Origin of the sequence: Halobacillus sp. Marseille-Q1614 (assembly GCF_902809865.1) — a bacterium.
Lineage (GTDB): Bacteria > Bacillota > Bacilli > Bacillales > Halobacillaceae > Halobacillus_A.
Window position 1 is genome coordinate 527,069 of record NZ_CADDWH010000001.1, and the last position, 26,359, is coordinate 553,427.

Here is a 26,359-nt window from a genome sequence, read left to right on the forward strand (position 1 = left end):
TAGTAAAATCTCCTATTTCAAAACGCTATTCTATGTTATACTGCATAATTAGTGAGTACGGACACGAAGTAGGGGGACAGTCATGACGACATCACTGAAACCAACCATCCATAATAAGCCGTCCAATATAATTCCTTTCTTACCGACAGGGAATTTTTACTTCTCTTATGGAATCCAGGCGTTTAAGAAAAGACGCTTTGATGCGGCAGAGAAATGGCTGAAAAAAGCCATAGAATTATCTCCAGATGAACCACTTTATCCTTGCCAGCTTTCTGTTGTTTATACGGAAGTTGGCTCTTATCATGCAGCCAACCAGGTGCTGACGGAAGTGGTGAAGAAATATGGTGACGACTATGTCGATGCCTATTATTTAATGGCCAATAATTATGCACATCTTGGCTTATTAAATGATGCCAAAAAGTATGCGGAAAAATATATGAATAAACCGTCGGAAGGTGATTTTGAAGAGGCTGCTGCCCAGCTTCTTCAAATGCTGAACTCTTTAGAAGAAGATGAATTAGATGATGATTTTACATTGGACGATGAAGATGAATTGATCATCTATCAGGAGACGGCCTTTTACCATTTAGAGAATGAAGAATGGGAAGAAGCCCTGCCGGTTTTACATGAAATGATGCAGCTGTTCCCGGATTATACGCTTGCAAAGCATAAATACGCTCATGCTCTGTTTAAGATTGGTGAAGAAGAAGAAGCGATTCAGATGGAAAAACAGTGGCTGAAAAAAGACCCGGAAAATATTCAAAGCCACGTAAATTTAGCCACCTTCTTTATGCTGCAGGGAGATAAGGAGCAGGCTGAGAATCATATCGAGCTGCTTCGTAATATCTACCCGATCCATGAGCAGCAGAAGCTTGCCATCGCTGTAATTCTTGCAAGAGGTGGATATTATCATGAAGCGGTTGATCGTTTTCGCCGGTTAAAGAATAAATTAGTAGTAGGAAGACGTGGTTATTATAAGTGGTACAGCATTGCTTCGTACCAGACAGGAAAGCCGTCCCGTGCCCTTAAGCTTTGGGAAAAAGGCTGTAAAAGATTCCCCCGCCTCAGCAAAGAAGGCGGACCGTGGAATTATCAATAAGCACATTGATGGACGTCTTTTCAACGATTTATTATGATAATTACAGGTAACAGCAAGAGGAAATAAGGAGTGATGACCAAATGACAGAGGATCGTATTTATGATGTCATTATTGCAGGTGCAGGTCCAGCTGGTATGACAGCTGCCGTGTATACGTCCCGCGCAAACCTGGATACTCTTATGATTGAACGGGGGATTCCAGGAGGGCAGATGGCGAATACAGAGGACGTAGAAAACTATCCAGGCTTTGAAAGTATTCTGGGGCCTGACCTTTCAAATAAAATGTTCGAACACGCAAAGAAATTCGGTGCCGAATATGCGTATGGAGACATTAAAGAAATTAAAGATGGTAAAGAATATAAAACGGTAATTGCCGGTACAAAAGAATACAAGGCAAGAAGTGTGATCATCACAACTGGTGCCCAATATAAAGAATTGGGAGTACCCGGCGAGAAGGAACTTGGCGGACGCGGAGTTTCATATTGTGCCGTATGTGATGGAGCATTCTTCCGCGATAAAGAGCTCGTAGTTGTGGGAGGCGGCGACTCTGCCGTAGAAGAAGGAGTGTATCTAACACGCTTCGCCAGCAAGGTGACCATCGTTCACCGCCGGGATGAGCTGCGTGCCCAGAAGATCCTTCAGGACCGTGCCTTCGATAATAAAAAGATTGACTTTATCTGGAACACAGAAGTAAAGTCCATTAACGAGGAGAACGGAAAAGTAGGAAGTGTAACTCTTCACAACAATAAATCAGGTGAAGAATACGAATTTAAAACAGACGGGACGTTTATTTATATTGGAATGAATCCTCTCAGCGGACCGTTTAAAACTCTTGGTATTACAAATGACCAAGGTTATATTGAAACAGATGAACGTATGGAGACGAAAGTACCTGGCATCTTCGCGGCCGGAGATATTCGTGAAAAGGAACTTCGTCAAATCGTAACGGCAACTGGGGACGGAAGCATCGCCGCTCAGTCTTCACAGCATTATATTGAGAACCTGTTGGAAGAGTTAAAGGTAATTAATTAAAAGGCCTGTTGAACAGCTTGTTAATAATCTAGAAAAAGTAAGGGGTTCTGCGAGACTCCTGCTTAAAAAAGGGCGGTATGCGACCCCGCAGAGAGGCCATGAGAGAGGAGACTTGACCGTTCGACCGCGGAAAGTGAGCAGGTTCCCCTTTTTCCATGAATATTAACTTTCAACAGAGCCAACTAAAAAAGTAACCCCATCTTAACTCTTTTGTAACACGTACGACACATTTTTGGGTTACACTTATTATGATTAATTGACCCCCTTTTAATAGATAGATCTCTAATTCGGCACAGGTGGACTTCACCTGTGCACTTTTTTTGTGCATAAATTATATTGGTCATAACATTGTAGCCATTTACGTATTCATTGTATAATAGACAAAGATGTCCTCGGGATAGACAAATGAGGTGAGAAAAGATGCAGCGTGTAGCAAATTGTATATTAAGAGTTAACAATCAGATTTTAATGCTGAAAAAGCCCAGAAGAGGATGGTATGTAGTGCCAGGCGGAAAGATGGAAGCGGGAGAGAATATTAAAGATTCGGTCATTCGTGAATTCCGCGAAGAAACGGGCTTGCACATTCAGGAACCTGAACTTAAAGGTTCTTTTACTTTTATTATGAAAGAAGAAGAAAACCAGAAGACCGCTCAGGAATGGATGATGTTTACCTTCCAGGCCACTAAGTATGAAGGGGAATTGCTTGAATTTAGTGAAGAGGGTGAACTTGAATGGGTGGATGTAGATAAGGTTCTGGAGAAGCCGATGGCTGAGGGCGACCGTCACATATTTAAGCATATCCTTAATAGTGAAGATCAGTTATACGGAACTTTTGTATATACCACAGATTTCAGGCTGATTGATCAAGATATGGATCCATCTCGACCGAAGTAAATGAGGGAGCGAATAGGCAAATGGCAGAAAAAGATCAACAAACACAACTAGTAATCATAACTGGAATGTCTGGTGCAGGAAAAACAGTAGCGATACAAAGTTTTGAAGACCTTGGGTATTTTTGTGTAGATAATTTACCGCCGGCTTTACTGCCGAAGTTTTTAGAGCTAATGAAGGATTCGGCAAACAATATTTCTAATGTCGCGCTCGTAATGGATTTACGGGGCCGCGAATTTTTTGATGCTTTATTTGAAGCGCTTGATCAAGTGGGGAAAGAAGATTGGCTTCAGGCTCATATTCTCTTCCTAGATGCGGAGGATCAGTCACTAGTATCAAGATATAAAGAAACGAGAAGATCCCACCCTCTTGCGCAAGAGGGGCTTCCTTTGGAAGGAATTCGCCAGGAACGCAAACTGCTGGATGAATTAAGAGGTCGTGCCCAGACAATTATCCATACAACGACACTTAAGCCCCGCGAGCTTAGAGACCGTATCATCGGTCAGTTCAAAGAGAAAGAACAGCACGTTTTTTCCGTGCAGATGGTATCGTTTGGCTTTAAGTACGGAGTTCCAATAGATGCTGATTTAGTGTTTGATGTACGTTTTCTGCCAAACCCTCATTATGTAGAACAAATGCGGCCTTTAACCGGTTTGAATGCAGAAGTAGCTTCGTACGTGTTTAAATGGTCCGATACGCAGAAGTTTTTAGAAAAGCTGAAAGACCTGCTGCAGTTTATCCTTCCTCAATATCGAAGAGAAGGAAAAAGTCAGCTCGTCGTAGCTATCGGGTGTACAGGAGGACAGCATAGATCAGTAGCAATAGCTGAACATCTTGCCGGCTATTTCTCTACGGATTTTACTACCCATGTAACTCACCGAGACATTGACAAAAGAAAGGGACTGTAATTCATGAATCGTTCGACAAAACCTCGTGTGGTCGTTATCGGCGGAGGAACAGGTATGCCTGTTTTGTTAAGAGGTTTAAAATATTTTCCTATCGAGCTGTCGGCTATCGTTACAGTAGCCGACGATGGAGGGAGCTCAGGAAGACTTCGTACTGAGCTTGAAATTCCGGCACCCGGTGATATTCGAAATGTGTTAGCCGCGCTTTCAGATGCAGAACCAATGCTGCTCGATTTATTCCAGCACCGCTTCACAAACGGGAATGGCCTTTCCGGACATTCGATGGGAAATCTCCTGCTGGCGGCTATGACCTCAATGACAGGCGACTTTTACAGAGGAATCAAAGAAATTTCCAGGGTGCTGAATGTCCGAGGAAATATCTATCCAACGGCCAATCATTCCATGAATCTCCATGCAGAAATGGAAGATGGGTCGATAGTTTCTGGTGAATCTAATATTCCTAAGCAAAACAAAAGGATCAAACGAGTATTTGTCAGTCCTACGCCTGTACAGCCATTGCCGGAAGCCATGAATGCTATTAAAGAAGCTGATTTGATCGTCATTGCACCAGGAAGCTTATATACCAGTATTATGCCGAACATCATCGTTCCCGAAATTCGTGAAGCCCTTCAGCAGACGAAGGCTAAAGTAACATATGTCTGTAATGTGATGACTCAATATGGGGAGACTTCAGGCTATACAGCAGCCGATCATGTTCAGGCGCTTCATGACCACGTCGGTAAGGGAAGTATTCATTCGATAATTGTGCATAATAAACCAATAGCACCACAAGTTAAGAAGATCTATGCAGAAGAAAATGCAGAGCCTGTTGTTTATGATATCGACCGTATTAAGAAAATGGGACTTGAGATAGTAGAAGAAGATATATTGGATAACAGAAAGTCAACGATTAGACACGATACGAACAAGCTGGCTCATTTACTATACTCAATGCTTTAGTTAAGGGGGTGGACGGTGATGTCATTTGCTTCAGAAATAAAAAAAGAACTGACGAACGTTGACGCAGAAGATTGCTGTAAAGAATCTGAACTCGCAGCACTAGTTCGAATGAATGGAACGTTCTCTTTGTCTAATCAATCATATTTATTAGATGTTCAGACAGAGAATGCAGCTATCGCAAGAAGAATCTATACGCTTATGAAGAGACTATATCCATATCCGGTAGAACTTCTTGTTCGAAAAAAGATGCGTCTTAAGAAAAATAATGTATATATCGTTCGAATGAAGGATAACGCTAAGAAAGTGCTGGAAGACTTAGAAATACTAAAGGGGCCATTGTCAATTAACCCCAACATTCCAGAAAAATATTTGAAAACGACCTGCTGTAAACGCGCATATCTGCGTGGAGCTTTTTTAGCAGGAGGTTCTGTTAATAACCCGGAAACGTCCTCCTATCACTTGGAGATCTACTCATCGGACCAAGAGCATAATGAAGCACTTTGTAAACTGATGAACAGCTTTGGTCTGCATGCGCGTACGCTCGATCGTAAAAAAGGCTACATTACCTATTTAAAAGAAGCCGATAAGATAACAGAGCTGATTAGTAATATCGGAGCTCACCAGGCACTGTTTAAATTCGAAGATGTGCGGATAGTACGGGATATGAGAAACTCCGTAAACCGTCTGGTTAATTGTGAGACAGCAAACCTTAATAAAACGATCGGTGCTGCTTTTCGTCAGGTAGAGAACATTAAGTTTATTAAGAAAACGGTTGGATTAGATGCACTTCCTGAAAAACTTCGCGAGATTGCTATGCTGCGCTATGAAAATCAGGAAGTTTCTTTAAAAGAACTAGGAGAGCTCGTAACGGGAGCACCGATTAGCAAATCCGGCATTAACCACAGATTAAGAAAAATCGATGAATTTGCGGATAAAGTCCGGCGGGGAGAAATTGAAGAAAGTAGTCAAAAATAATGCCACAAGCTGAGATTCGTGCTATAATGATTCTTATAAAGAACGCTCTCATTTAGAGAGGCGTTCTTTATTTAAAGGCTATGAATGCGCTTACTTTAATATTGTGGAACCGTAATGAAAGGAGTAGAATAGATGAAAGAACAATTACTGACGATTGACTTAAACACCGGGCTGCAAGCCAGGCCGGCAGCTCAATTCGTCCAGCTTGCCAATCGGTTTAATGCAGATGTCTTTATCGAAAAAGACAACAAGAGAATCAATGCCAAGAGCATTATGGGCTTAATGAGCTTAGCAATTGGACACGGCGAAGAAGTTACCTTAATCGCTGATGGTAATGATGAACAGACAGCGATTGATGAGTTAACTAAATTTGTCAAGAAGCCATAGAGGTTTATGTGAATCTATGAGCAGAAACAATAAGGGAACGTTCTCATACGGTACATATGAGAACGGTTAGCCAATGAAAAACCCGCTGGAATCTCCAGCGGGTTATTGTTTATTATTCGTTTGTTTTTTCCATTACTTTGTCGATTAAACCGTATTCCACTGCCTCATGAGCTGACATGAAGTTATCACGGTCGGTATCGCGCTCGATTACTTCAATTGGCTGTCCTGTTCTTTCAGATAGGATCTGGTTCAGCTTCTCGCGCATTTTAATAATGCGGCGGGCGTGGATTTCGATATCCGCTGCCTGTCCCTGAGTGCCGCCCAGCGGCTGGTGAATCATGACTTCACTGTTAGGGAGAGCATAACGTTTTCCCTTTGTACCCGCGTTTAATAGGAAAGCACCCATAGAAGCGGCCATACCAGTACAAATTGTAGAAACATCTGGTTTAATAAACTGCATAGTATCATAAATAGCCATTCCAGCTGTGATGGATCCACCTGGAGAGTTGATGTATAGGGAGATATCCTTATCCGGATCGTCTGCTGCAAGGAATAAAAGCTGAGCTACGACGGAGTTTGAAATGTTATCGTCAATCGGGCTGCCTAACATAATGATACGGTCTTTTAACAGGCGGGAGTAAATATCGTAAGCCCGCTCTCCTCTGTTCGTTTGTTCAATAACTGTTGGCACTAAGTTCATTAGTGATTCCTCCTTTTTTCATTGCCTTTATGTTGGAATGTATTTTTATCATACAATTATGGTCAGAAAAGGTCAAACAAAAACGTTCGACTATTTCCTTCTACCATCTTTCCCTAAATATGGGTGAATAAACGTACAAATATAATGTTGAAGATTTTTATAAAGCCTTGCTTTTCTTTATACAAATAGATATAATAGATTCTGCGCTTTGATATGCGCCCGTAGCTCAGTTGGATAGAGCGGTAGATTCCGGTTCTACGTCAGTCGGGGGTTCGAATCCTCTCGGGCGCGCTGTTTCAGGAAGTTTCAGAAACATCTGGAGCTTCTTTTTTTACCTATTAATTACTATATTTATATAATATTAGTTCATTTATACAAACGTTATACAAAAGTAATACACTCTCTGTATTGGCCGTAAATGGTGATAACATTATATTTATGTAGTTTTAAATCGAAAGCTTTTGTGTTATAGTAGATTATATAAGTTGTAGAAACTGCTGCTCGCTTATACCAGAAAAGGAGTTTTTATGACAAACATTCTTCGATTTAAAATCATCTCAACTGAACAGATTCCAGATGACCGCAGGATACATGTATTTGACATGCTTCACCAGAGAACGCTGTCTTTTAACATGGAGTCTATGAAGCGTTCACCGGAAAGACTTACTGGCGAAGAAGAGTTATCACAGTTCTTGAACACGAAAAAAAATAAAATAGATTACGGGTATTACGATCAAAGGGGGCACGTTTCATAAACGTGTCCTTATTGTGTTTTTAATATATCATTTTAAGTGGGTGCAAAGTGAGTTATAATACATAGTGATGACACGATAAAGGTGGACATGAAATGAACGAGGCTGTGCTTTATCTTAAACAAGGCTGCGGACTTTGTAACGAAGTAAAAGGCCTTTTGGAAATTTTACAAGAAGAATTCGAGATTCATGTTACAGAAGTGGATATTGAGGGTAATAAACTATTAGAAGAGAAATACTTACTTGAAATACCTGTCCTTGACTTGAACGGAGAAGAAATGGATTATCGATCAATCGATCTTTTCACACTAAGAGAGCGTTTACATTAGCGGGACTTAATTTTATAGCTTGCGCACCTTATGACTCACTGTTAATATGTAAGGTGAAAAGAATATTTTTTTGCTCCTGGTGGGACAGAATATGACGACCTGGGACAATTTCAACCCAGAATCGTATTTCTTATGAAAAAAGGAGCTTGTCCATGAGAGCTTTAATTGACCTGCAAAAGAGATTGTTCCCAGACGTACTTGAAATTATGCAGCGACGCTACCAGCTGCTCCATTACATTCACCTTATGCAGCCGGTTGGCAGGCGGACGCTGTCTGACAATGTCGAGCTTGCAGAGCGGACGGTCCGAAGTGAGGTAGAGTTTCTTAACAAAATCGGAGCTGTTGCGATTACTTCAAGAGGCATGCACCTGACTTATGAAGGACAGAATATATTGGAGCAATTAGCTGATTTCATCAAGGACGTTACGGGGATAAAGGTTTTAGAAAAACAATTAAAGGATACATTAAAGTTAGACTATGTAGTGGTGGTGCCTGGTGACAGCGATGAGCTCGACTGGGTTAAGCATGAGATGGGACGGGCTTGTGTGGATTACATGCGAAGTACCCTGAATCCAAGAGATACAATTGCTATAACTGGCGGGACAACCATGGCAGCTGTCGCTGAAATGATGACCCCGCTTGAAAATGCAGATCATTGCATGTTCGTGCCGGCTCGCGGTGGTTTAGGCGAGCGGGTGGAGAATCAGGCTAACACTATCTGCGCCGAGATGGCGAAGAAAGCAAGAGGGGATTATCGACTCCTCTACGTGCCGGATCCGCTAAGCGAAGGCTCTTATCAAACCATTATAGAAGAACCTTCTATAAAAGAAATTTTGCATATGATCCGAAATGCTTCAATCGTTGTGCATGGTGTAGGAGATGCGATTACGATGGCAGAGAGGCGTAAGACGTCACCTCAGCAGATGGAGATAATTAAGGAAAGCCAAGCAGTTGGAGAAGCCTTTGGTTATTACTTTAACCGTAAAGGAGAAGTTGTTCATAAAGTCCGGACAGTAGGTCTCCAGCTGGAAGATTTAAAGTTTGCAGAACATGTTATCGCCGTTGCAGGTGGACGCTCGAAGGCGAAAGCTATTGCTTCCTATTTTCAACCCGGTCAAAGCAATGTTTTGATCACCGACGAAGGAGCAGCACAGGAGCTTTTAAGGGATACTTCCCTTTAAATAAATTTGTTTATACAATTTAAGGAGGAATTTTGAATGACTGTAAAAGTAGGAATTAACGGTTTTGGACGTATTGGGCGTAACGTATTTCGCGCTTCACTAAAAAACGATGATGTAGAAGTAGTAGCAGTTAACGATTTAACTGACGCTAACATGCTTGCTCACTTACTGCAATACGACACAGTACATGGTACTCTTGAAGATGAAGTTACTGTAAATGGTGACAACCTTGTAGTAGGCGGAAAAGAGATCAAAGTTATCTCTGAAAAAGATCCAGCTCAACTTGGATGGGGAGACCTTGGAGTAGAAGTAGTTATCGAATCTACTGGCCGCTTCACTCAAGGCGAAGATGCTAGAAAACACCTTGAAGCAGGAGCTAAGAAAGTTGTTATCTCTGCTCCAGCTAAAGGAGAAGACTTTACAGTAGTTATGGGTGTTAACGAAAAAGACTACAACAAAGATGAGCATGATGTTATTTCTAACGCATCTTGTACTACAAACTGCCTGGCACCATACGCGAAAGTTCTTAACGACAAATTCGGTCTTAAGCGCGGTATGATGACAACAGTTCACTCCTACACTAACGATCAGCAGATCCTTGATCTTCCACACAAAGATTACCGCCGTGCGCGTGCAGCTGCTGAAAACATTATCCCTACTACTACAGGTGCTGCACAAGCCGTTGCAAAAGTACTTCCTGAGCTTGAAGGAAAACTTAACGGTATGGCTATGCGTGTACCAACTAAGAACGTATCTATCGTTGATTTAGTAGCTGAACTAGATAAAAATGTAACAGCTGAAGAAGTAAACGAAGCTCTTAAAGCTGAAGCTGAAGGTGAACTTAAAGGAATCCTTGGTTACAGCGATGAGCCTCTAGTATCATCTGATTACAACGGAAGCACTTACTCTTCTGTAATCGACGGTCTATCTACAATTACTCTAGAAGACAACATGGTTAAAGTTGTTTCCTGGTATGACAACGAGTTCGGATACTCTAACCGTTGTGTAGACCTTGCAGCATTCCTTAAAAAGCAAGGCCTATAATACGATTTAACCAATCGGTTATAATAGAATACAAGGCAATAGGAAAAGGAGGGGGTCTCATGTCCTCCTCCTTTACCCATGTCTTGGGGAATTATCCTTGTTCTTTAAGCGTTTCTATAAGCGCAGATTGTGGAAATGTACATAAGGCAGGGACATTTTAAAGTCGACTACATTAAAGGAGGTAGGTCTTTCATGAATAAAAAAACAATTCGTGATGTTGAAGTAAGTGGAAAAACTGTTTTCTGTCGTGTTGATTTTAACGTGCCAATGAGCGATGGAAAAGTAACAGATGACACAAGAATAAAGGCCGCATTGCCAACGATTAAGCATTTAACAGGAAATGGAGCAAAAGTTATCCTATCCAGCCACCTTGGCCGTCCAAAAGGCGAAGTGGTAGAAGAACTTCGTTTAGATCCTGTAGCTGAGCGTTTGAGCAACCTTCTTGGCCAAACGGTTACAAAAACGGATGAAGTCTGCGGTGATGAAGTGACAAAAGCCATTTCTGAACTTGAAGATGGAGATATCCTGCTTATCGAAAATGTCCGCTTCCACCCGGGAGAAGAAAAGAATGATGCAGAGTTAGCTAAAGCATTTGCTGATATGGCTGACCTGTATGTAAACGATGCTTTCGGTGCTGCTCACAGAGCTCATGCATCTACTGCAGGAGTTGCCGAGCACATTCCAGCCGTAGCAGGCTTCCTAATGGAGAAAGAGATCAATGTGCTGAGCAAAGCTCTTTCTAATCCGGAACGTCCTTTCACTGCCATTATTGGCGGCGCGAAAGTCAAAGACAAAATCGGTGTTATTGATAACTTAATCGATAAAGTCGACCATCTGATTATTGGCGGAGGCTTAGCGTACACGTTTGTAAAAGCACAAGGCCATGAAATCGGAAAGTCTCTACTGGAAGAAGATAAAATTGATCTTGCAAAAGAATATATGAAAAAAGCAGAAGACAAAGGTGTAGACTTCGTTATGCCTGAAGACGTAATTGTCGCTGATGATTTCTCTGACTCTGCTAATACAAAAGAAGTGGCTATCGACAGCATCCCTGCAGATTGGGAAGCCCTGGATATCGGGCCGAAAACTCGTAAGAAATATGCAAATATTATCAAAGAGTCTAAGCTTATCATCTGGAATGGACCAATGGGAGTTTTCGAACTAGAAACGTTTGCTAATGGTACAAAAGAGGTCGCAAATGCCCTTTCTGAAACGAATGGTTATAGCGTCATCGGCGGAGGCGACTCTGCTGCCGCTGTGGAGAAGTTCGGCTATGCTGATGCTATGGATCACGTATCAACTGGCGGCGGAGCTTCCTTGGAATTCATGGAAGGTAAAGAGCTTCCAGGCGTAGCATTATTGAATGACAAATAAAAATAGGGAAGGTGAGGATACGATGCGTAAACAAGTAATTGCAGGTAACTGGAAAATGAACAAAACCCACACTGAGGCTGAGGATTTTATTCAAACTGTAAAGAACGAAGTACCTTCTTCTGAGCAGGTAGAATCCGTAGTATGTGCACCTTTTCCTTTTCTTCAAAAGCTCGTAGAAGCGACAAAAGGAACTTCCATCGAAATCGGCGCACAGAATATGTACTTTGAAGAAAGCGGAGCATTTACTGGTGAAGTGAGTCCTGTCATGCTTAAAGAGCTTGGTGTAACTTATGTGGTGCTTGGCCACTCTGAACGTCGTGAGATTTTCAAAGAAACAGATGAAGATGTTAACAAAAAAGTCCACGCGGCATTCAAGCATGGATTAACTCCAATCGTCTGTGTAGGGGAATCCCTGGAGCAGCGTGAAGCTGATCAGACAATGGATCACGTAGAATCTCAAGTTAAAAAAGCGCTGGAAGGATTAAATGATGAGCAGGCTTCTAAAGTCATCATTGCTTATGAGCCGATCTGGGCGATTGGTACAGGCCGTACGGCTACTTCTGAACAGGCGAATGAAGTATGTACTCACATACGCCGCGTCATCATTGACTTCTATGGCTCTGACGTAGCAGAAGCTGTACGTATTCAATACGGCGGAAGTGTTAAGCCGGCAAACGCTGACGAACTATTATCACAGTCTGATATTGATGGTGCTTTAGTAGGAGGAGCCAGCTTAGAAGCTGATTCATTCTTAAAACTCGTGGAGGCAGGTAAGCATGAGTAAAGACAATTTAGCAGCTCTTATTATTCTTGACGGCTTTGCCTGCCGTGAAGAAGAGATGGGGAATGCTGTTAAGCAAGCGAACACACCAAACTTTGATAGATACTGGAACAAGTACCCTCACAGTCAGCTGACAGCCTGTGGCGAAGCTGTAGGGCTGCCTGAAGGACAAATGGGTAATTCCGAGGTTGGCCACTTAAACATTGGTGCCGGCCGTGTTGTCTATCAGAGTTTAACTCGAATTAACCTATCTATTCGAGAGAAAGAATTTTTGAAAAATCAAGAACTCGTAAATGCGATTAAGCACGCAAGCGATCATAATAAAGCTTTCCATATTTTCGGACTGCTTTCTGACGGCGGCATTCACAGCCATATTAATCATATGTATGCCCTGCTTGAGCTGGCCAAAGAATATGGAATTGAGAAAGTGTATGTGCACGGTTTTCTTGATGGACGCGATGTGGATCAGAAATCTGCTGAGAAATATATCACAGAAGCTCAGTCGAAAATGGACGAGCTTGGTATCGGAGAGTTTGCTTCTATAGCAGGACGTTATTATGCTATGGACCGCGATAACCGCTGGGACCGTGTTCAAAAGTCTTATGATGCGATCGCCTATGGTAAAGGGCCTGCCTACAGTGATCCGCTGGAAGCTGTTCGTGATTCCTATGAGCAGGGTATTTATGATGAATTCGTCGTACCTTTTGTTGTAACGAAAGAAAATGGGGAACCGGTAGGAAAAATGGAAGACGAAGATACAGTAGTTTTCTATAACTTCCGTCCTGATCGTGCCATCCAGCTTTCAAGATCGTTTGCTAATAATGAATTCAACGATTTTGATCGTGGAAAAGAGGCGCCTAAGAACCTTTACTTCGTAGGTATGACACAATACAGTGATGCTGTAGACAGTAAAGTAGCGTTTCCACCGAACGATTTGAAAAATACAGTCGGGGAAGTGTTAGCGGATAACGGGCTTAAACAGCTTCGTATCGCTGAAACTGAAAAGTATCCTCACGTCACATTCTTCATGAGCGGCGGCCGCGAAGAGAAATTCGACGGTGAAGAAAGAGTCTTAATTGATTCTCCTAAAGTAGCCACTTATGATCTTAAGCCTGAAATGAGCGCATATGAAGTGACAGATGCACTGTTAGATGAGCTTGATGCAGAGAAGCACAATGCGATTATCTTAAACTTTGCTAACCCTGATATGGTTGGCCACTCTGGTATGCTGGAGCCAACGATTAAGGCGATTGAAGCCGTGGATGAATGTCTTGGTAAAGTAGTCGACAAGATCCATGAAAAAGGCGGACAAGCCATAATCACAGCAGATCATGGGAACTCTGATGAAGTGACGACATCTGAAGGCAACCCAATGACTGCACATACAACAAATCCAGTTCCTGTTATCGTTACGAAGGAAGGTATTGAGTTAAGAGACGGCGGAGTTCTCGGTGACTTATCACCAACCCTTCTTCAGCTGCTCGGCGTTGACCAGCCTGAAGAAATGACAGGAAAATCATTAATTAAATAAAAGAGGAGAGATTATTAATGCCATATATTACTGACGTATACGCACGCGAAGTATTAGATTCTCGCGGTAATCCAACAGTTGAAGTTGAAGTTTATACAGAATCTGGAGCTTTCGGAAGCGCGCTTGTTCCAAGTGGAGCTTCTACAGGGGAATACGAAGCTGTTGAACTTCGTGATGGAGATAAAGACCGTTACCTTGGAAAAGGCGTTGAAAAAGCTGTAGATAACGTAAATGAAAAAATTGCTCCAAACCTTCTAGGCATGGATGTTACTCAGCAAGTTCTTATCGATCAGGCGATGATTGAGCTTGACGGTACAGAGAACAAAGGTGAACTGGGAGCTAACGCCATTCTAGGTGTATCCATGGCCGTAGCACACGCAGCGGCTGACGTTGTAGGTCTTCCGCTTTACAAATATCTTGGAGGCTTCACAGCAGCTACACTTCCTACACCAATGATGAACATCCTTAATGGTGGAGAGCACGCAGACAACAACGTTGACATTCAAGAATTTATGATCATGCCAGTTGGCGCTCCAACATTTAAAGAGGCTGTTCGCATGGGTGCGGAAATTTTCCACTCCCTGAAAAAAGTTCTTAAGTCTAAAGGCTATAACACAGGTGTAGGTGACGAAGGTGGATTTGCACCGAACCTTGGCTCTAACGAAGAAGCTCTTTCTACAATTATCGAAGCCATTGAGGCAGCAGGCTACAAGCCGGAAGAGGAAGTTAAGCTTGCTATGGACGTTGCATCTTCTGAAATTTACGAAGATGGTAAATATAACCTGAAAGGTGAAGGCGTCGTCCGTACTTCTGAAGAAATGGTAGACTGGTATGAAGAGCTGATTAACAAGTATCCAATCGTTTCTATTGAAGACGGATTAGATGAGAACGATTGGGAAGGTACGAAGCTTCTGACAGATCGTATCGGTGACCGTGTACAGCTGGTTGGTGACGACCTGTTTGTTACAAACACGAAGAAACTCAGCCGTGCGATCAAAGAAGGTGTGGGTAACTCCATTCTTATTAAAGTTAACCAAATCGGTACACTTACAGAAACTTTCGAAGCTATCGAAATGGCGAAAAGAGCAGGTTATACAGCGGTTATTTCCCACCGTTCCGGTGAAACTGAAGATGCAACGATCGCTGATATTGCTGTAGCGACAAACGCTGGGCAAATCAAGACAGGTGCACCTTCCCGTACAGACCGCGTAGCAAAATACAATCAGCTTCTTCGCATCGAAGACCAGCTGCTTGGAACAGCTACCTATGCTGCAGGACAAGCATTCTACAACTTAAACAAATAATTACCAATAAAAAAGCCTCTCTCTGCATTGAGAGAGGCTTTTTTTCTTGTTATCTTGTATGATAGGTAGAGGAGAACGAGAATGTAGGAGAAGTGAAATGAAATTTGTTATACGCTTAGCAGTAATTGTTATTTTGTTTTACACGATTTTTACAGGATATTCGATTTGGACTTATGGGGAGTCAGGCAGGGAAGATGAAGCTGACGCAGCTGTTGTGTTAGGAGCAGCCCAGTGGAACGGCTCGCCCAGCCCGGTCTTTGAGGGTAGATTGAAACAAGGGATTGAGTTATATAAAAACGGCCAAGTCGATGTCCTTATTATGACCGGCGGAGCCGGACACGGATCTTCTCTTTCTGAAGCTGAAGTAGGTAAGCAATTTGCGATAAAGCAGGGAGTTCCGTCTGATGATATCATCGTAGAAGATAAATCGCTTGAGACGAAAGAAAACATTTCGAATTCCGTTGAGCTCATTAAAATTGATAATATCGAATCCCTCTTGATCGTAAGCGACTCCTTTCATTTAAAAAGAGCTGTCAGTATTGCGAGAAACCTGGGTATTTCAGCTGAAGGAGCATCCACTAAATATTCAGCTTATCAATCATTAGAAACGAAGCTTCCTTTCTTCTTTGAAGAGTGGGCGTACTATATGGGCTATGAAGTAAGCCGGCTATTTAGGGATTTGGCTATGTCTAATATATTTGAAAAACTTAAACTTCCATAATTAGAAGCCTGCTTATTTTCTACTCAGTGAAAGGGAGTAAGAGGGGATCGGGAAACCACACGAAACGATGCGTACTTTTATACCCATGGAATAAAGGGGGAGGAAATTGGAACTGATTGATGCCATTAAAAATAGACGTTCTATTCATGATTTTAAGCGGGAAGTAGTTGATCCTGCGGTCTTACAAAATATATTTAATAACGCCAGCTGGGCCCCGACCCATCGAATGAAACAGCCGTGGTCTATCGTGATGTTTCAGGAGCAGGGAAGTGTAGATTATGCAGACCTTGTGATAGAATCTTATTTCCGGCTGGGGCTGGCCGATGGATATAAAGAAGAAAAGGCTAAAAGCATGATGGAAGGTATTAAAAGTTTTTTGGTGAACATTCCCCACCATGCGGTTATTTATATGGAGAAAGATAAGGAAGCCCACAAGTATGAGGAAGATTACGCGGCTGTCTGCGCATATATCCAGAACGTACAATTAATTGCCTGGGATCAGGGAGTAGGAATGCTGTGGACTACAAGTCCGTATATTAACGACGAAGAGTTTATTAAAGGGATTGGTCTTGATCCGGATATTCATAAAATAGCGGCCGTTCTGCAAATAGGATATCCCCGCTCGGTTCCGAAAGCGAAAAAACGGGCCGCTGTTCCTTATAAAATACATCGTGAGTCCATTAAATAACGGAATAGATGGGAGTGCGCTCGTTTCACTGGGCAAAACTTTTAAATCCCATTGCTCTTATCTCACTCTCAGGATTATCACCTGAGGGCTGCGGCCTCTCAATTTTTAAATTAGTTAAAATAAAAAAAGCCGTGAATAAAAACCTGACCTGTTAGATTAACGGTCAGGTTTTTTATTGTCGCTCTCAGCCAAATCCTCAGGATGCGGATCAATCGTATGCTTATAATCGTACCCTTTAGAAATAGCAGCCCAGAACGCTCCTGCGATACCTAAAACAATCGCGATACATAAAATCATAATGATAGTAAACGTCACGATAACACTTCTTTCTTAACAATTTTAAAAAGAAGGAGGGGACCCCTCCTTCTTTAGTGTACCACGTGATTCAATTTGTATTAACTAAGATTGGCTTTCTCTTTAACGAATTCAACCACTTCTTCGGCTGTGCCGAGTGAAAGGATTTCATCTTTGTAGGAAGCCATTTCTTTTTTGGACAGGCTCTTCAGCTGTGTACGGGCAGGCAGGATAGATGTAGCACTCATACTGAACTCATCTAAGCCTAATCCTAAGAGAATCGGGATGGCAATCTCATCGCCGGCCATTTCTCCGCACATTCCAGCCCATTTCCCTTCTGCGTGAGCTGCTTCAATAACATTATTAACTAAATTCAAAATCGCAGGGTTGTATGGCTGATATAGGTAGGAAACCCGTTCGTTCATACGGTCAGCAGCCATTGTATACTGAATCAAGTCATTTGTTCCAATACTGAAGAAATCGACTTCTTTGGCGAACTGACGGGCGATGACAGCAGTGGAAGGAATTTCGACCATCATTCCCACTTCGATGGAGTCAGACACTTCTTTTCCTTCTTGAACAAGCTTGTCTTTTTCTTCATCTAAAATTGCTTTCGCCTCACGGAATTCATCAAGTGTGGCAATCATAGGGAACATGATTTTTAAGTTTCCATGAACGCTCGCACGTAATAGTGCTCTTAGCTGGACACGGAAAATATCATCGCGCTCCAGGCACAGGCGAATCGCACGGAAACCAAGGAATGGGTTCATTTCCTCAGGCAGTTCTAGATAATCAAGCTCTTTATCTCCGCCGATATCTAGTGTACGAACGACCACAGGCTTATCTTCCATTTGTTTTAAGACAGAAGAGTAAGCATCAAATTGTTCTTCTTCTGTAGGCAGCTGGCTCTTGCCCATATAAAGGAATTCTGTACGATAAAGACCTACACCTTCACCGCCATTATTTAAGACGCCTTCAACGTCTTCTGGTGTTCCGATATTAGCCGCAAGCTCCACGTGTACATCATCAGAAGTAATGGTAGCTTCATCTTTAAGCTTCGCCCATTCCTGTTTCTTCTCTTCAAAATCTGCTTGTTTCTGCTCATAACGCTGGATTTCCTCAGAGGATGGATCGATGATTACATCTCCATCGATTCCATCAACGATGATCATCACATCTTTTTCCGCTTGTTTCGTAACATCTTTTGTTCCTACAACAGCAGGAATTTCAAGGGAACGAGCCATAATAGCGGAATGAGAAGTACGTCCTCCGATATCTGTTGTGAACCCTTTTACAAACTGTTTATTCAGCTGTGCTGTATCAGAAGGTGTTAAATCGTCTGCAACGATCACAACTTCTTCGTTAATAAGGGCAGGATCTGGGAACGTTACCTTAAGCAGGTGAGCCATTACGCGCTTTGTTACGTCCTGGATATCAGCCGCTCGTTCACGCATGTATTCGTTATCCATGCTCTTGAACATATCAATAAACATATTGGCTGTTTCATCTAATGCAGCTTCGGCATTAACATTTTCACTCTTAATCTTATCTTCAATCGGCTTAATGAGCTCAGGATCACTAAGAACGAGCAAGTGGGCAGAAAAGATTTCTGCATGCTCATCGCCTAAAGATTTTTTAGTATGTTCTTTGATTTTTTCTAGTTCCTGCTTGGAAATATCCAAAGCATCATGTAAACGCTGGACTTCTTGGTCTGGTTGATCTACTTTTGTCTTGTTGTAAGAAAGGTCTGGTGCCTCCAGGCGGTATACCTTAGCAATTGCCACACCGCTGGAAGCTGCAATCCCTTGAAGATGTGTCATGAAGTTACTCCCCCAACCCTTCGTTCTTCAATGTAGTCGCAAGGTGATCAAGTGCTTCTTGCTCGTCGCTTCCTTCAGCTGTAATTTTGACCTCGGCACCTGCTGGAATTCCAAGGCTCATAATCCCCATAATGGATTTTAAGTTTACAGCCTTCTCTTTATAGTGAAGGTTAATATCTGACTCATACTTTCCTGCATTTTGTACAAGTACTGTTGCTGGACGAGCGTGCACGCCGTCTGAAGACGTGATCGTAAATGTTTTCTCTACCATATTAATTCCTCCTCAAAAATTGTCTCTGTAGAATGTTACCCTAACTATACTATTTTAAGCTTTTCTTAGGTCCTTTTTCAAGAATCCTACCATAATTGCTGCCACGATGGAACCGATTAAGATAGCAAGAATGTATAGTAGCGCTTGGGAAATGCCTCCTTCTACTAATCCGATGACAATGACACCGCCGTGAGGAGCAGTAAGCCCGATACTAAACAGCATCGTTAGAGCGCCTGTTAAAGCAGATCCGACGACCATAGAAGGGATCACTCGCGCAGGGTCGGCTGCCGCAAATGGAATCGCTCCTTCTGTAATGAAAAAAGCTCCTAAAGCATACGCTGTTTTCCCGGATTCGCGTTCTTGAGGCGTAAATTTATTTTTAAAGATCGTTGAAGCGAAGGCCATCGCTAACGGTGGAACCATTCCGCCTGCCATGGCCGCTGCAATGATGGAGAAGTTGCCTGCGTCTAATGTGGCAAGACCGAATGTGTAAGCGGCCTTGTTAATAGGCCCGCCCATATCAATAGCCATCATGCCGCCAATAATAATTCCTAATAGAGCGATGTTTGCACCGCTTAATCCTTCGAGCCAGCTTAATAGCCCTGTATATATACTTGTAAGTGGCGGATTAATTAGAAGCATTATCATACCTGTTCCAAAAATCGATAACACAGGGTAGAAGAGCACCGTTTTTAAACCATCCATTACTTGAGGAAGTCCGTCGAGAGCTTTCTTAATTCCCAGTGTCAAATAACCAGCAAGAAAACCAGCAATCAAACCACCAAGGAAACCAGAACCGCCGCTCGCTCCTTCTACACCAGAAGTCACAGCGATCAGTCCACCAACCATACCAGGAGCAAAGCCGGGACGGTCAGCGATACTTGATGCGATGAATCCGGCAAGGACTGGCACAAGAAGGAAGAAGGCATTTCCTCCGCCGATCGTGTTTAACATTTCAGCAAAGCGATTGTATTCCTCACTTGTCGGATCAGCAGAGTTAATACCAAAGAAGAAAGAAATCGCAATTAAGATACCGCCCCCGACAACAAACGGTAGCATATTGGAAACCCCGTTCATCAGGTGCTTATAAATACCACTGCGTTTGTTTCCGTCTCCTTCAGAATCAGAACGGCCGCCTTCATGACGGTAAACCGGGGCGTCCTGACTTGTCGCCTTATTGATTAAGTTCTCAGGTTCGTGAATAGCTTTGGCAACTGGAACCTCAATTACATGCTTTCCATCAAAAACACTCATATCTACTTTAGTATCGGCAGCTACGATGATAGCTGTCGCATGTTCGATATCTTCTGCTGTCAAACGGTTTTTAACACCGCTTGATCCATTAGTTTGTACTTTTATCTCTACGCCTAATTCTTTGGCTGTCTCTTTTAATTTATCTGCCGCCATGTAAGTATGCGCGATGCCAGTAGGGCAGGCCGTTACAGCCAAAACTTTTCCGGCAGAAGAGCTCTCCTGGACTTCTTCCTCATCTTCTTCAGCTTCTTTTGCGTTAATCGCCTCAATCACATCTGCTTCTGTTTTGGCTGTTTCCAGCTTGCTGCGGAAGTTTTTGTCCATAAGGAAAGAAGATAAACGGGACAAGGTTTCCAAGTGAGTCTGATTAGCCCCTTCTGAAGCGGCTATCATAAAGAATAAATTAGTCGGCTGGCCATCGAGTGACTCGTAATCAAGCCCTTCCTGTGAACGCCCGAAGGCAATCGCAGGATCTTTGACAGAAGCGGTTTTTGCGTGAGGAATTGCGATACCTTCCCCAATTCCTGTAGTACTTTGGTCTTCACGTGCTTCTATCGCTGCTTTAAAACCATCACGGTCATTTAACTTTCCGGCCTCATCAAGCTTGCCAATAAGCTCATCAATAGCTTCAGGCTTTGAACTGGCTGTCATGTTTAACAGAATCGTATCCTTCGTCAGTAAATCTGTTATCTTCATGAATAACCCTCCTTAATTAATGGGTGAGATAGTAATTTGGCTTATTAACTGATCGGCTTCTTCCTTGCTGCACAAATCATCCTGGAATGCGGTGGCACTGCCGGCTGCAACTCCATGTCTGAAGGCTTCTTCTTTTGGAAGCCCCTGGTTGATCGCTGCTATAAACCCAGCAACGACGGAATCTCCTGCACCGACTGAATTTTTCACTTCACCTTTTGGTACATTTGCAAAAAGCTTATTGGCGCCATTAACATAAACGGCTCCTTTGCCGCCCATAGATACAATGACATGCTCTGCTCCTTGTTCTGCCAGCTTTTGCGCATAATGTGCCGCCTGTTCTTTTGTTTCGATAGTTGTATTAAAAAGCTCTCCAAGTTCATGGTCATTCGGCTTCATAAAAAAGAGAGGCTGGCCGGTGATCTGCTTAAGTGCATCACCTGAGGTATCAGCAACGAGAAGAGCTTTATTTTCTGCACAAATCTTTGCGATCTGGCTGTAGAAATCATTAGGCAGGGAAGAAGGTACACTTCCTGCAAGGATAAAAATATCGCCTTCTTGAAGGGAGCGGACTTGCTGCAGAAGCTGGTCCAGCTGGTCATGGCTGATTTGCGGCCCAGGGCCGTTAATTTCCGCTTCGTGGTCGGTTTTTAGCTTTACGTTAATTCTCGTATAGTCATCGATTTCTATGAAATTCTGGTTGATCTCTTCTTCTGTAAGAAAGTCTTTAATGAATTGGCCTGTAAACCGGCCGACAAAGCCTAAGGCTGTCGTAGAGCTCCCAAGTCTTTTCATCACTCTCGAAACGTTGATTCCTTTACCGCCAGGATAGTACATCGTCTGTGAAGCCCGGTTAAGGCTTCCGGTTTTAAAATTGTCAACGTGCATAATGTAATCGATGGAAGGGTTGAGGGTACAAGTGTATATCAAGATGTCACAACCTTTATCTTTGTTTTTTTCTTATAAGGGTCTAATAGCTGTCCTTTTTCATTGGTAACGATGTGTGCTTCATCAATTTCTGCGATTTGTGAAAAACTCACTTCACCGAATTTAGATGCATCGGTTACAAAGTACTTTTTCAGTGATAGAGACAGGGCTGTGCGTTTAACTGCCGCTTCCTCAGGATCGGGGGTTGTAAATCCGTGTTCAATTGTAATTCCGTTTACTCCCATAAAACACTGGTCAAACCGAAATTGTTTTAAACTGTCTACGGCCATAGCCCCGATGACGGCCCGTGTGCGTTCTTTAATATAGCCGCCGATAATATAAGTAGGAATTCGAAGTTCAGTCAGTGCGTTCAAATGACTTAAACCGTTCGTAACGGCCGTAATGTTTTTATCAGCCAGGTACTGAATCATTTCAAAGGTCGTTGAACCCGCATCTATATAAATACATTCGCCGTCTTGCACGAGTTCGGCAGCTGCGCGTCCTATTGATTTCTTCTCTTCATAGAACTTTGAACTCTTTTCCACCATGCTTGGTTCTTCACTCGCGGGCCTTCTTAAGGAAGCACCTCCGTGAATTCTGCGCAGTTTTCCTGCTCGTTCTAAGAAATCTAAATCGCGCCTGATCGTTGAATCTGATGCACCGGTAGCGTCAGTGATTTCTTTTAGCTTTACTGTTTGATGTTCATTAAGCAGTTCTAAAATCACCCGTTGTCTTTCAGCAGTTAACACATTTCCCCCTCCTTTTCGGGAGTTCTAAATCTATTTTACGGTAAGCCCTTACAAAAATCAACCAAAATCAATCATATTCATTCAAAAACAATCAAAATATTAATTAAAACCGCTCATGTAATATTATCCAACTAGTTGTTGCTGTACAAAGCCAATTGTGCTACATTTAGAATAGTTAATTGTGCGTTTTTAGGAGGTGTTGGTACAACATGGAAACACTTGCAATTACATTGCTTGCTATTGATACAATTGTTCTTATCATTCTTGTTCTACTTCAATCAGGAAAGAGTGCTGGATTATCAGGAGCCATTTCAGGAGGAGCGGAACAGCTGTTCGGAAAACAAAAAGCACGCGGAATTGACGCTGTCCTTCACAAGGCTACGATTGTGACTGGTGTTCTTTTCTTCGTATTGGCTTTTCTGGCTACCTATATATTAGGTTAATTTACTCCATTCATATAAACCGTGCTTTGGACGAGCACGGTTTTTCTTATGCAGTTTTTTATGAGTGAAAAGTAAACTCTGATAAAATAGAAACATTGAAAATAGGAATGAAATTAGTAAATAAGGAAATAGTTGAAGTAAGGAGTTTTTTAATATGAAAATCAAACAACCAGAACCGTTTACTTTTGAAGCAGATGGAGATCGTGCTGTCCTTCTGTTACACGGCTTTACCGGCCATTCCGCTGACGTAAGAATGCTCGGACGTTTTCTTCAGAAAAATGGATACACTTCACACGCTCCTATTTATAGAGGGCATGGAAAAGAGTTAGAAGCTTTAATCGATGCCACACCTGAGGAGTGGTGGGCTGACGTGCAGGCATCCCTTAATCATCTAAAAGAGATTGGGTATGAAAACATTGCCGTAGCCGGTCTTTCTTTAGGCGGAGTTCTCGGTCTGAAACTTGCATATTCAGAGCCTATTAAGGGTATCGTCACTATGTGTTCTCCTATGTTTTTTGATAATGAAGAGCAGCTGACTCAAGGGTTTCGTTTTAAAGCGCAACAATATAAGCAATTAGAAGGAAAAGATAAAGAAACAATTGAACAAGAAGTGAAGGAGCTAATGGATGAGTCAAAAGAAATGTTCACACAGCTTGGCCAATTCATTACGAGCGTTCACGAGGAAGTAGATCAGATTTATGCTCCTACATTCGTCGTCCAGGCGGAGAAAGATGAAATGATTAATACGGAAAGTGCTAATTACATCTATGAGAATGTAGAAACTGATCATAAAGATATTAAATGGTACAAAAACTCTGGCCATGTGATCACTATGGATCAAGAAAAAGAACAGCTTCATGAAGACATTCTCAAATTTTTGAATTCATTAGACTGGTCGTAAGTGGTGAGAGTCTTGTCCTAAAAAAGGAGGAAGACAATGAATACAGAACTAAAACAGCGAATTTTACAGTACTTTAATGAAACAGCCTCTAAACCCCTTTCTGTTCAAGAATTGGAAGAAGTCATTGCATTAGAAGAGGACCAGGACTTTAAAGACCTGATGAAGGCTTTGAATGCATTAGAAGATGAAGGTGAACTCGTACGCACGAGGAAGAATCGATTTGGGCTTCCTGAGAAAATGAATTTGATTCGCGGTAAAATTCAGATGCATGCGAAAGGATTTGCGTTTCTCATTCCAGATGATGAAGAAAAGGATGATGTCTATCTTCACCACTCTGACTTAAGTTCAGCGATGAATAATGACCGTGTCCTTGTCCGTATTGAAAAGCGTGATGAGGAAGGGCAGCGCCCTGAGGGAACAGTTATCCGTATACTTGAACGCGCAACTACTCGTGTTGTTGGTACGTACGAATCAAGCAGAAACTTCGGTTTTGTAGTAGCCGATGACAAACGAATTCCTCACGATATTTTTATCCCGAAAGCGCAGTCCAATGGAGCCGTTGATGGACATAAAGTTATCGTAGAGATTACTAAATTTCCGGAAGCACGAATGAGTGCAGAAGGAGAGATCGTAGAAATCCTTGGTCATAAAAACGACCCGGGTATTGATATCATTTCCATTATCCATAAGCATGGCATAAAAACCGACTTTCCTGAGGAAGTGCTTGAACAGGCCGGCAATACACCTGAACAAATTCAAGAAGAGGAAATCCAAAACCGCCGTGACCTTCGCGACGAAACTATCGTTACGATAGACGGAGCAGACGCAAAAGATTTGGACGATGCTGTTACCGTTAAGAAATTAGACAATGGAAATTATAAGCTCGGTGTCCATATTGCTGATGTCACGTATTACGTAGAAGAAGGTTCACCGATTGATAAAGAAGCACGTGAGAGGGCAACAAGTGTTTACTTAGTGGATCGAGTAATTCCAATGATTCCGCATCGTCTGTCAAACGGCATTTGTTCCTTAAACCCTAAAGTCGATCGTCTGACTTTATCGTGTGAAATGGAGATTGACTCTAAAGGTGTCGTCGTCAATCATGAAATTTTCCAGAGTGTGATTAAGACAAATGAAAGAATGACCTATAAAGATGTCAACTCAATCTTAGAACACAATGACCCTGAACTGACGGAAAAATATAAAGATCTCGTACCGATGTTCCGAGAAATGGAGAGCCTTGCAGCTACATTACGTAAAAAACGTTTCGCACGCGGCGCTATCGATTTTGACTTTAAAGAAGCAGGAGTTATCGTGGATGACGAAGGAAAAGCAGTCGATGTAAAACTGAGGGAAAGATCTGTCGCTGAGCGGTTAATTGAAGAGTTTATGCTGGCAGCCAACGAAACGGTAGCCGAACACTTCCACTGGATGGAGGTCCCGTTTATTCACCGTATTCATGAAGATCCGGATGAATCGAAGCTGCAGAACTTCTTCGAGTTTGTCGCTAATCTGGGCTATTCCGTAAAAGGATCAGCGGAAAACGTCCATCCTCAAGCCCTGCAGAGGATTTTAGAGACAGTTAAAGACACGCAGGAGGAAATGATCATATCTAAATTGATGCTGCGGTCTATGCAGCAGGCGAAATATGATCCGCAAAGCCTGGGACACTTTGGGTTGTCTACAGAGTTCTATACACACTTCACTTCACCGATCCGCCGTTACCCGGATTTAATTGTCCACCGGTTAATCCGTACGTATCTAGTTTTGGAGAAGATTGATTACAAGACGCGCAAGCATTGGAAAGACCAGCTTCCTGAAATTGCGAAGCATTCCTCTGAAATGGAGCGTGCGGCCGTTGATGCGGAACGCGAAACGGACGACCTGAAAAAAGCCGAATATATGGAAGATAAGATTGGCGAAGAATACGATGGTGTCATCAGTTCTGTCACAAGTTTCGGATTGTTTGTGGAACTTCCAAACACCGTCGAAGGGTTAGTACACGTAAGTACCCTTACCGACGATTACTATAATTTTCAGGAAAAGCAGTTTGCTCTCATTGGGGAAAGAACCGCAAACATGTATCGAATCGGGGATGAAATCACTGTCCGCGTTTCTAATGTAAACTTGGATGAGAGAGTTGTTGACTTCGAAATTGTTGGCATGAAGCCTAGAAAAGAAAGAGAACGCCCGGAAAGACCGAAGCAAATTGATGCAAAAACACCAGATCGTAAAAAGAAAAAAAAGAATAAGCAAAAAGGAAACAAACCTTTTTACCGCAACAAAGGTGTAAAAAGCTTTGCGAAAAAAGGGAAAAAGAAGAAAAAATAAAACGCGCTTACCTTAGCGCGTTT

27 protein-coding genes and 1 tRNA gene are annotated in these 26,359 nt (G+C 42.5%); 21 read left to right on the forward strand and 7 right to left on the reverse strand.

Annotated elements, in window-relative coordinates:
- The first annotated feature begins 82 nt into the window (after positions 1-82).
- The 7 genes from HUS26_RS02510 to HUS26_RS02540 all read left to right on the forward strand — a co-directional run bounded on the left by HUS26_RS02510 (position 83) and on the right by HUS26_RS02540 (position 6,248).
- A complete protein-coding gene (locus HUS26_RS02510; protein ID WP_173915662.1) occupies positions 83-1,099 on the forward strand; it encodes a lipopolysaccharide assembly protein LapB in 1,017 nt (338 codons plus the stop codon).
- Between the two features lie 80 nt (positions 1,100-1,179).
- Positions 1,180-2,130 carry a thioredoxin-disulfide reductase gene (trxB, locus tag HUS26_RS02515; protein WP_173915663.1) on the forward strand — a complete coding sequence of 317 codons (951 nt, stop codon included), beginning with the start codon at positions 1,180-1,182 and terminating at the stop codon, positions 2,128-2,130.
- Between the two features lie 420 nt (positions 2,131-2,550).
- Positions 2,551-3,024, forward strand: a complete 474-nt coding sequence (locus HUS26_RS02520) for an 8-oxo-dGTP diphosphatase (protein WP_173915664.1) — start codon at positions 2,551-2,553, stop codon at positions 3,022-3,024.
- Positions 3,025-3,044: 20 nt separating this feature from the next.
- Positions 3,045-3,929 carry an RNase adapter RapZ gene (gene rapZ, locus HUS26_RS02525; protein ID WP_173915665.1) on the forward strand — a complete coding sequence of 295 codons (885 nt, stop codon included), beginning with the start codon at positions 3,045-3,047 and terminating at the stop codon, positions 3,927-3,929.
- A gap of 3 nt (positions 3,930-3,932) precedes the next feature.
- Positions 3,933-4,886 (forward strand): YvcK family protein, encoded by a 954-nt coding sequence (yvcK, locus tag HUS26_RS02530; RefSeq protein ID WP_173915666.1) that lies wholly within the window; start codon positions 3,933-3,935, stop codon positions 4,884-4,886.
- 18 nt (positions 4,887-4,904) lie between these two features.
- Positions 4,905-5,861 (forward strand): DNA-binding protein WhiA, encoded by a 957-nt coding sequence (gene whiA / locus HUS26_RS02535; RefSeq protein WP_173918717.1) that lies wholly within the window; start codon positions 4,905-4,907, stop codon positions 5,859-5,861.
- A gap of 132 nt (positions 5,862-5,993) precedes the next feature.
- Complete coding sequence (locus HUS26_RS02540) at positions 5,994-6,248, forward strand: HPr family phosphocarrier protein (RefSeq protein ID WP_173915667.1); 255 nt, start codon at positions 5,994-5,996, stop codon at positions 6,246-6,248.
- Between the two features lie 112 nt (positions 6,249-6,360).
- On the opposite strand, the gene clpP is transcribed toward HUS26_RS02540, so the two are convergent.
- Positions 6,361-6,948: an ATP-dependent Clp endopeptidase proteolytic subunit ClpP gene (gene clpP, locus HUS26_RS02545; RefSeq protein ID WP_173915668.1), complete on the reverse strand. Its 588-nt coding sequence runs from the start codon at positions 6,946-6,948 to the stop codon at positions 6,361-6,363.
- A 215-nt stretch (positions 6,949-7,163) separates the two neighbouring features.
- Between clpP and HUS26_RS02550 the strand changes: the two genes are divergently transcribed.
- The 11 genes from HUS26_RS02550 (at position 7,164) to HUS26_RS02600 (ending at position 16,653) form a co-directional block, all read left to right on the forward strand.
- A tRNA-Arg gene (locus tag HUS26_RS02550) sits at positions 7,164-7,239 on the forward strand.
- Positions 7,240-7,475: 236 nt separating this feature from the next.
- Positions 7,476-7,703 (forward strand): hypothetical protein, encoded by a 228-nt coding sequence (locus HUS26_RS02555; RefSeq protein ID WP_173915669.1) that lies wholly within the window; start codon positions 7,476-7,478, stop codon positions 7,701-7,703.
- 92 nt (positions 7,704-7,795) lie between these two features.
- Complete coding sequence (locus tag HUS26_RS02560; protein WP_173915670.1) at positions 7,796-8,029, forward strand: glutaredoxin family protein; 234 nt, start codon at positions 7,796-7,798, stop codon at positions 8,027-8,029.
- A gap of 152 nt (positions 8,030-8,181) precedes the next feature.
- A complete protein-coding gene (locus tag HUS26_RS02565) occupies positions 8,182-9,210 on the forward strand; it encodes a sugar-binding transcriptional regulator (RefSeq protein ID WP_173915671.1) in 1,029 nt (342 codons plus the stop codon).
- Positions 9,211-9,246: 36 nt separating this feature from the next.
- On the forward strand, positions 9,247-10,254 hold the full coding sequence (gene gap, locus HUS26_RS02570; protein ID WP_173915672.1) for a type I glyceraldehyde-3-phosphate dehydrogenase: 1,008 nt from the start codon (positions 9,247-9,249) through the stop codon (positions 10,252-10,254).
- A gap of 192 nt (positions 10,255-10,446) precedes the next feature.
- The gene (gene pgk / locus HUS26_RS02575) at positions 10,447-11,628 is read left to right on the forward strand and encodes a phosphoglycerate kinase (RefSeq protein ID WP_173915673.1); all 1,182 of its coding nucleotides are present in this window, start codon (positions 10,447-10,449) and stop codon (positions 11,626-11,628) included.
- A 22-nt stretch (positions 11,629-11,650) separates the two neighbouring features.
- Positions 11,651-12,412: a triose-phosphate isomerase gene (tpiA, locus tag HUS26_RS02580; RefSeq protein ID WP_173915674.1), complete on the forward strand. Its 762-nt coding sequence runs from the start codon at positions 11,651-11,653 to the stop codon at positions 12,410-12,412.
- Entirely contained in the window at positions 12,405-13,940 is a 1,536-nt protein-coding gene (gene gpmI, locus HUS26_RS02585) for a 2,3-bisphosphoglycerate-independent phosphoglycerate mutase (protein WP_173915675.1), read from the forward strand. The genes tpiA and gpmI overlap by 8 nt, the downstream gene beginning before the upstream one ends.
- A 17-nt stretch (positions 13,941-13,957) precedes the next feature.
- On the forward strand, positions 13,958-15,244 hold the full coding sequence (gene eno / locus HUS26_RS02590; protein ID WP_173915676.1) for a phosphopyruvate hydratase: 1,287 nt from the start codon (positions 13,958-13,960) through the stop codon (positions 15,242-15,244).
- A 97-nt stretch (positions 15,245-15,341) separates the two neighbouring features.
- Complete coding sequence (locus tag HUS26_RS02595) at positions 15,342-15,965, forward strand: YdcF family protein (RefSeq protein ID WP_173915677.1); 624 nt, start codon at positions 15,342-15,344, stop codon at positions 15,963-15,965.
- A gap of 106 nt (positions 15,966-16,071) precedes the next feature.
- Complete coding sequence (locus tag HUS26_RS02600) at positions 16,072-16,653, forward strand: nitroreductase (RefSeq protein WP_173915678.1); 582 nt, start codon at positions 16,072-16,074, stop codon at positions 16,651-16,653.
- A 156-nt stretch (positions 16,654-16,809) separates the two neighbouring features.
- Here HUS26_RS02600 and ytzI read toward each other — a convergent pair whose 3' ends face one another.
- The 6 genes from ytzI to HUS26_RS02630 all read right to left on the reverse strand — a co-directional run bounded on the left by ytzI (position 16,810) and on the right by HUS26_RS02630 (position 22,661).
- The gene (ytzI, locus tag HUS26_RS02605) at positions 16,810-16,968 is read right to left on the reverse strand and encodes a YtzI protein (RefSeq protein ID WP_254434124.1); all 159 of its coding nucleotides are present in this window, start codon (positions 16,966-16,968) and stop codon (positions 16,810-16,812) included.
- 80 nt (positions 16,969-17,048) lie between these two features.
- Positions 17,049-18,767, reverse strand: coding sequence for a phosphoenolpyruvate--protein phosphotransferase (gene ptsP, locus HUS26_RS02610; protein ID WP_173915679.1), 1,719 nt, complete (start codon positions 18,765-18,767; stop codon positions 17,049-17,051).
- 4 nt (positions 18,768-18,771) lie between these two features.
- A complete protein-coding gene (locus tag HUS26_RS02615) occupies positions 18,772-19,038 on the reverse strand; it encodes a phosphocarrier protein HPr (protein ID WP_173915680.1) in 267 nt (88 codons plus the stop codon).
- 54 nt (positions 19,039-19,092) lie between these two features.
- The gene (locus tag HUS26_RS02620; RefSeq protein WP_173915681.1) at positions 19,093-20,988 is read right to left on the reverse strand and encodes a PTS fructose transporter subunit IIABC; all 1,896 of its coding nucleotides are present in this window, start codon (positions 20,986-20,988) and stop codon (positions 19,093-19,095) included.
- A gap of 12 nt (positions 20,989-21,000) precedes the next feature.
- The gene (gene pfkB / locus HUS26_RS02625) at positions 21,001-21,915 is read right to left on the reverse strand and encodes a 1-phosphofructokinase (RefSeq protein WP_173915682.1); all 915 of its coding nucleotides are present in this window, start codon (positions 21,913-21,915) and stop codon (positions 21,001-21,003) included.
- On the reverse strand, positions 21,912-22,661 hold the full coding sequence (locus HUS26_RS02630; protein ID WP_173915683.1) for a DeoR/GlpR family DNA-binding transcription regulator: 750 nt from the start codon (positions 22,659-22,661) through the stop codon (positions 21,912-21,914). The genes pfkB and HUS26_RS02630 overlap by 4 nt, the downstream gene beginning before the upstream one ends.
- A gap of 209 nt (positions 22,662-22,870) precedes the next feature.
- Between HUS26_RS02630 and secG the strand changes: the two genes are divergently transcribed.
- The 3 genes from secG (at position 22,871) to rnr (ending at position 26,336) form a co-directional block, all read left to right on the forward strand.
- Positions 22,871-23,104 carry a preprotein translocase subunit SecG gene (secG, locus tag HUS26_RS02635; protein WP_173915684.1) on the forward strand — a complete coding sequence of 78 codons (234 nt, stop codon included), beginning with the start codon at positions 22,871-22,873 and terminating at the stop codon, positions 23,102-23,104.
- Positions 23,105-23,258: 154 nt separating this feature from the next.
- Positions 23,259-24,005 carry a carboxylesterase gene (locus HUS26_RS02640; protein WP_173915685.1) on the forward strand — a complete coding sequence of 249 codons (747 nt, stop codon included), beginning with the start codon at positions 23,259-23,261 and terminating at the stop codon, positions 24,003-24,005.
- A 36-nt stretch (positions 24,006-24,041) separates the two neighbouring features.
- Positions 24,042-26,336 carry a ribonuclease R gene (gene rnr, locus HUS26_RS02645; RefSeq protein WP_173915686.1) on the forward strand — a complete coding sequence of 765 codons (2,295 nt, stop codon included), beginning with the start codon at positions 24,042-24,044 and terminating at the stop codon, positions 26,334-26,336.
- The last annotated feature ends 23 nt before the right edge of the window (positions 26,337-26,359 follow it).

Coding starts and splice junctions, on each gene's coding strand:
- HUS26_RS02510 (WP_173915662.1), top strand. CDS start 83: ATGACGACATCACTGAAACCAACCATCCATAATAAGCCGTCCAATATA.
- trxB (WP_173915663.1), top strand. CDS start 1,180: ATGACAGAGGATCGTATTTATGATGTCATTATTGCAGGTGCAGGTCCA.
- HUS26_RS02520 (WP_173915664.1), top strand. CDS start 2,551: ATGCAGCGTGTAGCAAATTGTATATTAAGAGTTAACAATCAGATTTTA.
- rapZ (WP_173915665.1), top strand. CDS start 3,045: ATGGCAGAAAAAGATCAACAAACACAACTAGTAATCATAACTGGAATG.
- yvcK (WP_173915666.1), top strand. CDS start 3,933: ATGAATCGTTCGACAAAACCTCGTGTGGTCGTTATCGGCGGAGGAACA.
- whiA (WP_173918717.1), top strand. CDS start 4,905: ATGTCATTTGCTTCAGAAATAAAAAAAGAACTGACGAACGTTGACGCA.
- HUS26_RS02540 (WP_173915667.1), top strand. CDS start 5,994: ATGAAAGAACAATTACTGACGATTGACTTAAACACCGGGCTGCAAGCC.
- clpP (WP_173915668.1), bottom strand. CDS start 6,948: ATGAACTTAGTGCCAACAGTTATTGAACAAACGAACAGAGGAGAGCGG.
- HUS26_RS02555 (WP_173915669.1), top strand. CDS start 7,476: ATGACAAACATTCTTCGATTTAAAATCATCTCAACTGAACAGATTCCA.
- HUS26_RS02560 (WP_173915670.1), top strand. CDS start 7,796: ATGAACGAGGCTGTGCTTTATCTTAAACAAGGCTGCGGACTTTGTAAC.
- HUS26_RS02565 (WP_173915671.1), top strand. CDS start 8,182: ATGAGAGCTTTAATTGACCTGCAAAAGAGATTGTTCCCAGACGTACTT.
- gap (WP_173915672.1), top strand. CDS start 9,247: ATGACTGTAAAAGTAGGAATTAACGGTTTTGGACGTATTGGGCGTAAC.
- pgk (WP_173915673.1), top strand. CDS start 10,447: ATGAATAAAAAAACAATTCGTGATGTTGAAGTAAGTGGAAAAACTGTT.
- tpiA (WP_173915674.1), top strand. CDS start 11,651: ATGCGTAAACAAGTAATTGCAGGTAACTGGAAAATGAACAAAACCCAC.
- gpmI (WP_173915675.1), top strand. CDS start 12,405: ATGAGTAAAGACAATTTAGCAGCTCTTATTATTCTTGACGGCTTTGCC.
- eno (WP_173915676.1), top strand. CDS start 13,958: ATGCCATATATTACTGACGTATACGCACGCGAAGTATTAGATTCTCGC.
- HUS26_RS02595 (WP_173915677.1), top strand. CDS start 15,342: ATGAAATTTGTTATACGCTTAGCAGTAATTGTTATTTTGTTTTACACG.
- ptsP (WP_173915679.1), bottom strand. CDS start 18,767: ATGACACATCTTCAAGGGATTGCAGCTTCCAGCGGTGTGGCAATTGCT.
- HUS26_RS02615 (WP_173915680.1), bottom strand. CDS start 19,038: ATGGTAGAGAAAACATTTACGATCACGTCTTCAGACGGCGTGCACGCT.
- HUS26_RS02620 (WP_173915681.1), bottom strand. CDS start 20,988: ATGAAGATAACAGATTTACTGACGAAGGATACGATTCTGTTAAACATG.
- secG (WP_173915684.1), top strand. CDS start 22,871: ATGGAAACACTTGCAATTACATTGCTTGCTATTGATACAATTGTTCTT.
- HUS26_RS02640 (WP_173915685.1), top strand. CDS start 23,259: ATGAAAATCAAACAACCAGAACCGTTTACTTTTGAAGCAGATGGAGAT.
- rnr (WP_173915686.1), top strand. CDS start 24,042: ATGAATACAGAACTAAAACAGCGAATTTTACAGTACTTTAATGAAACA.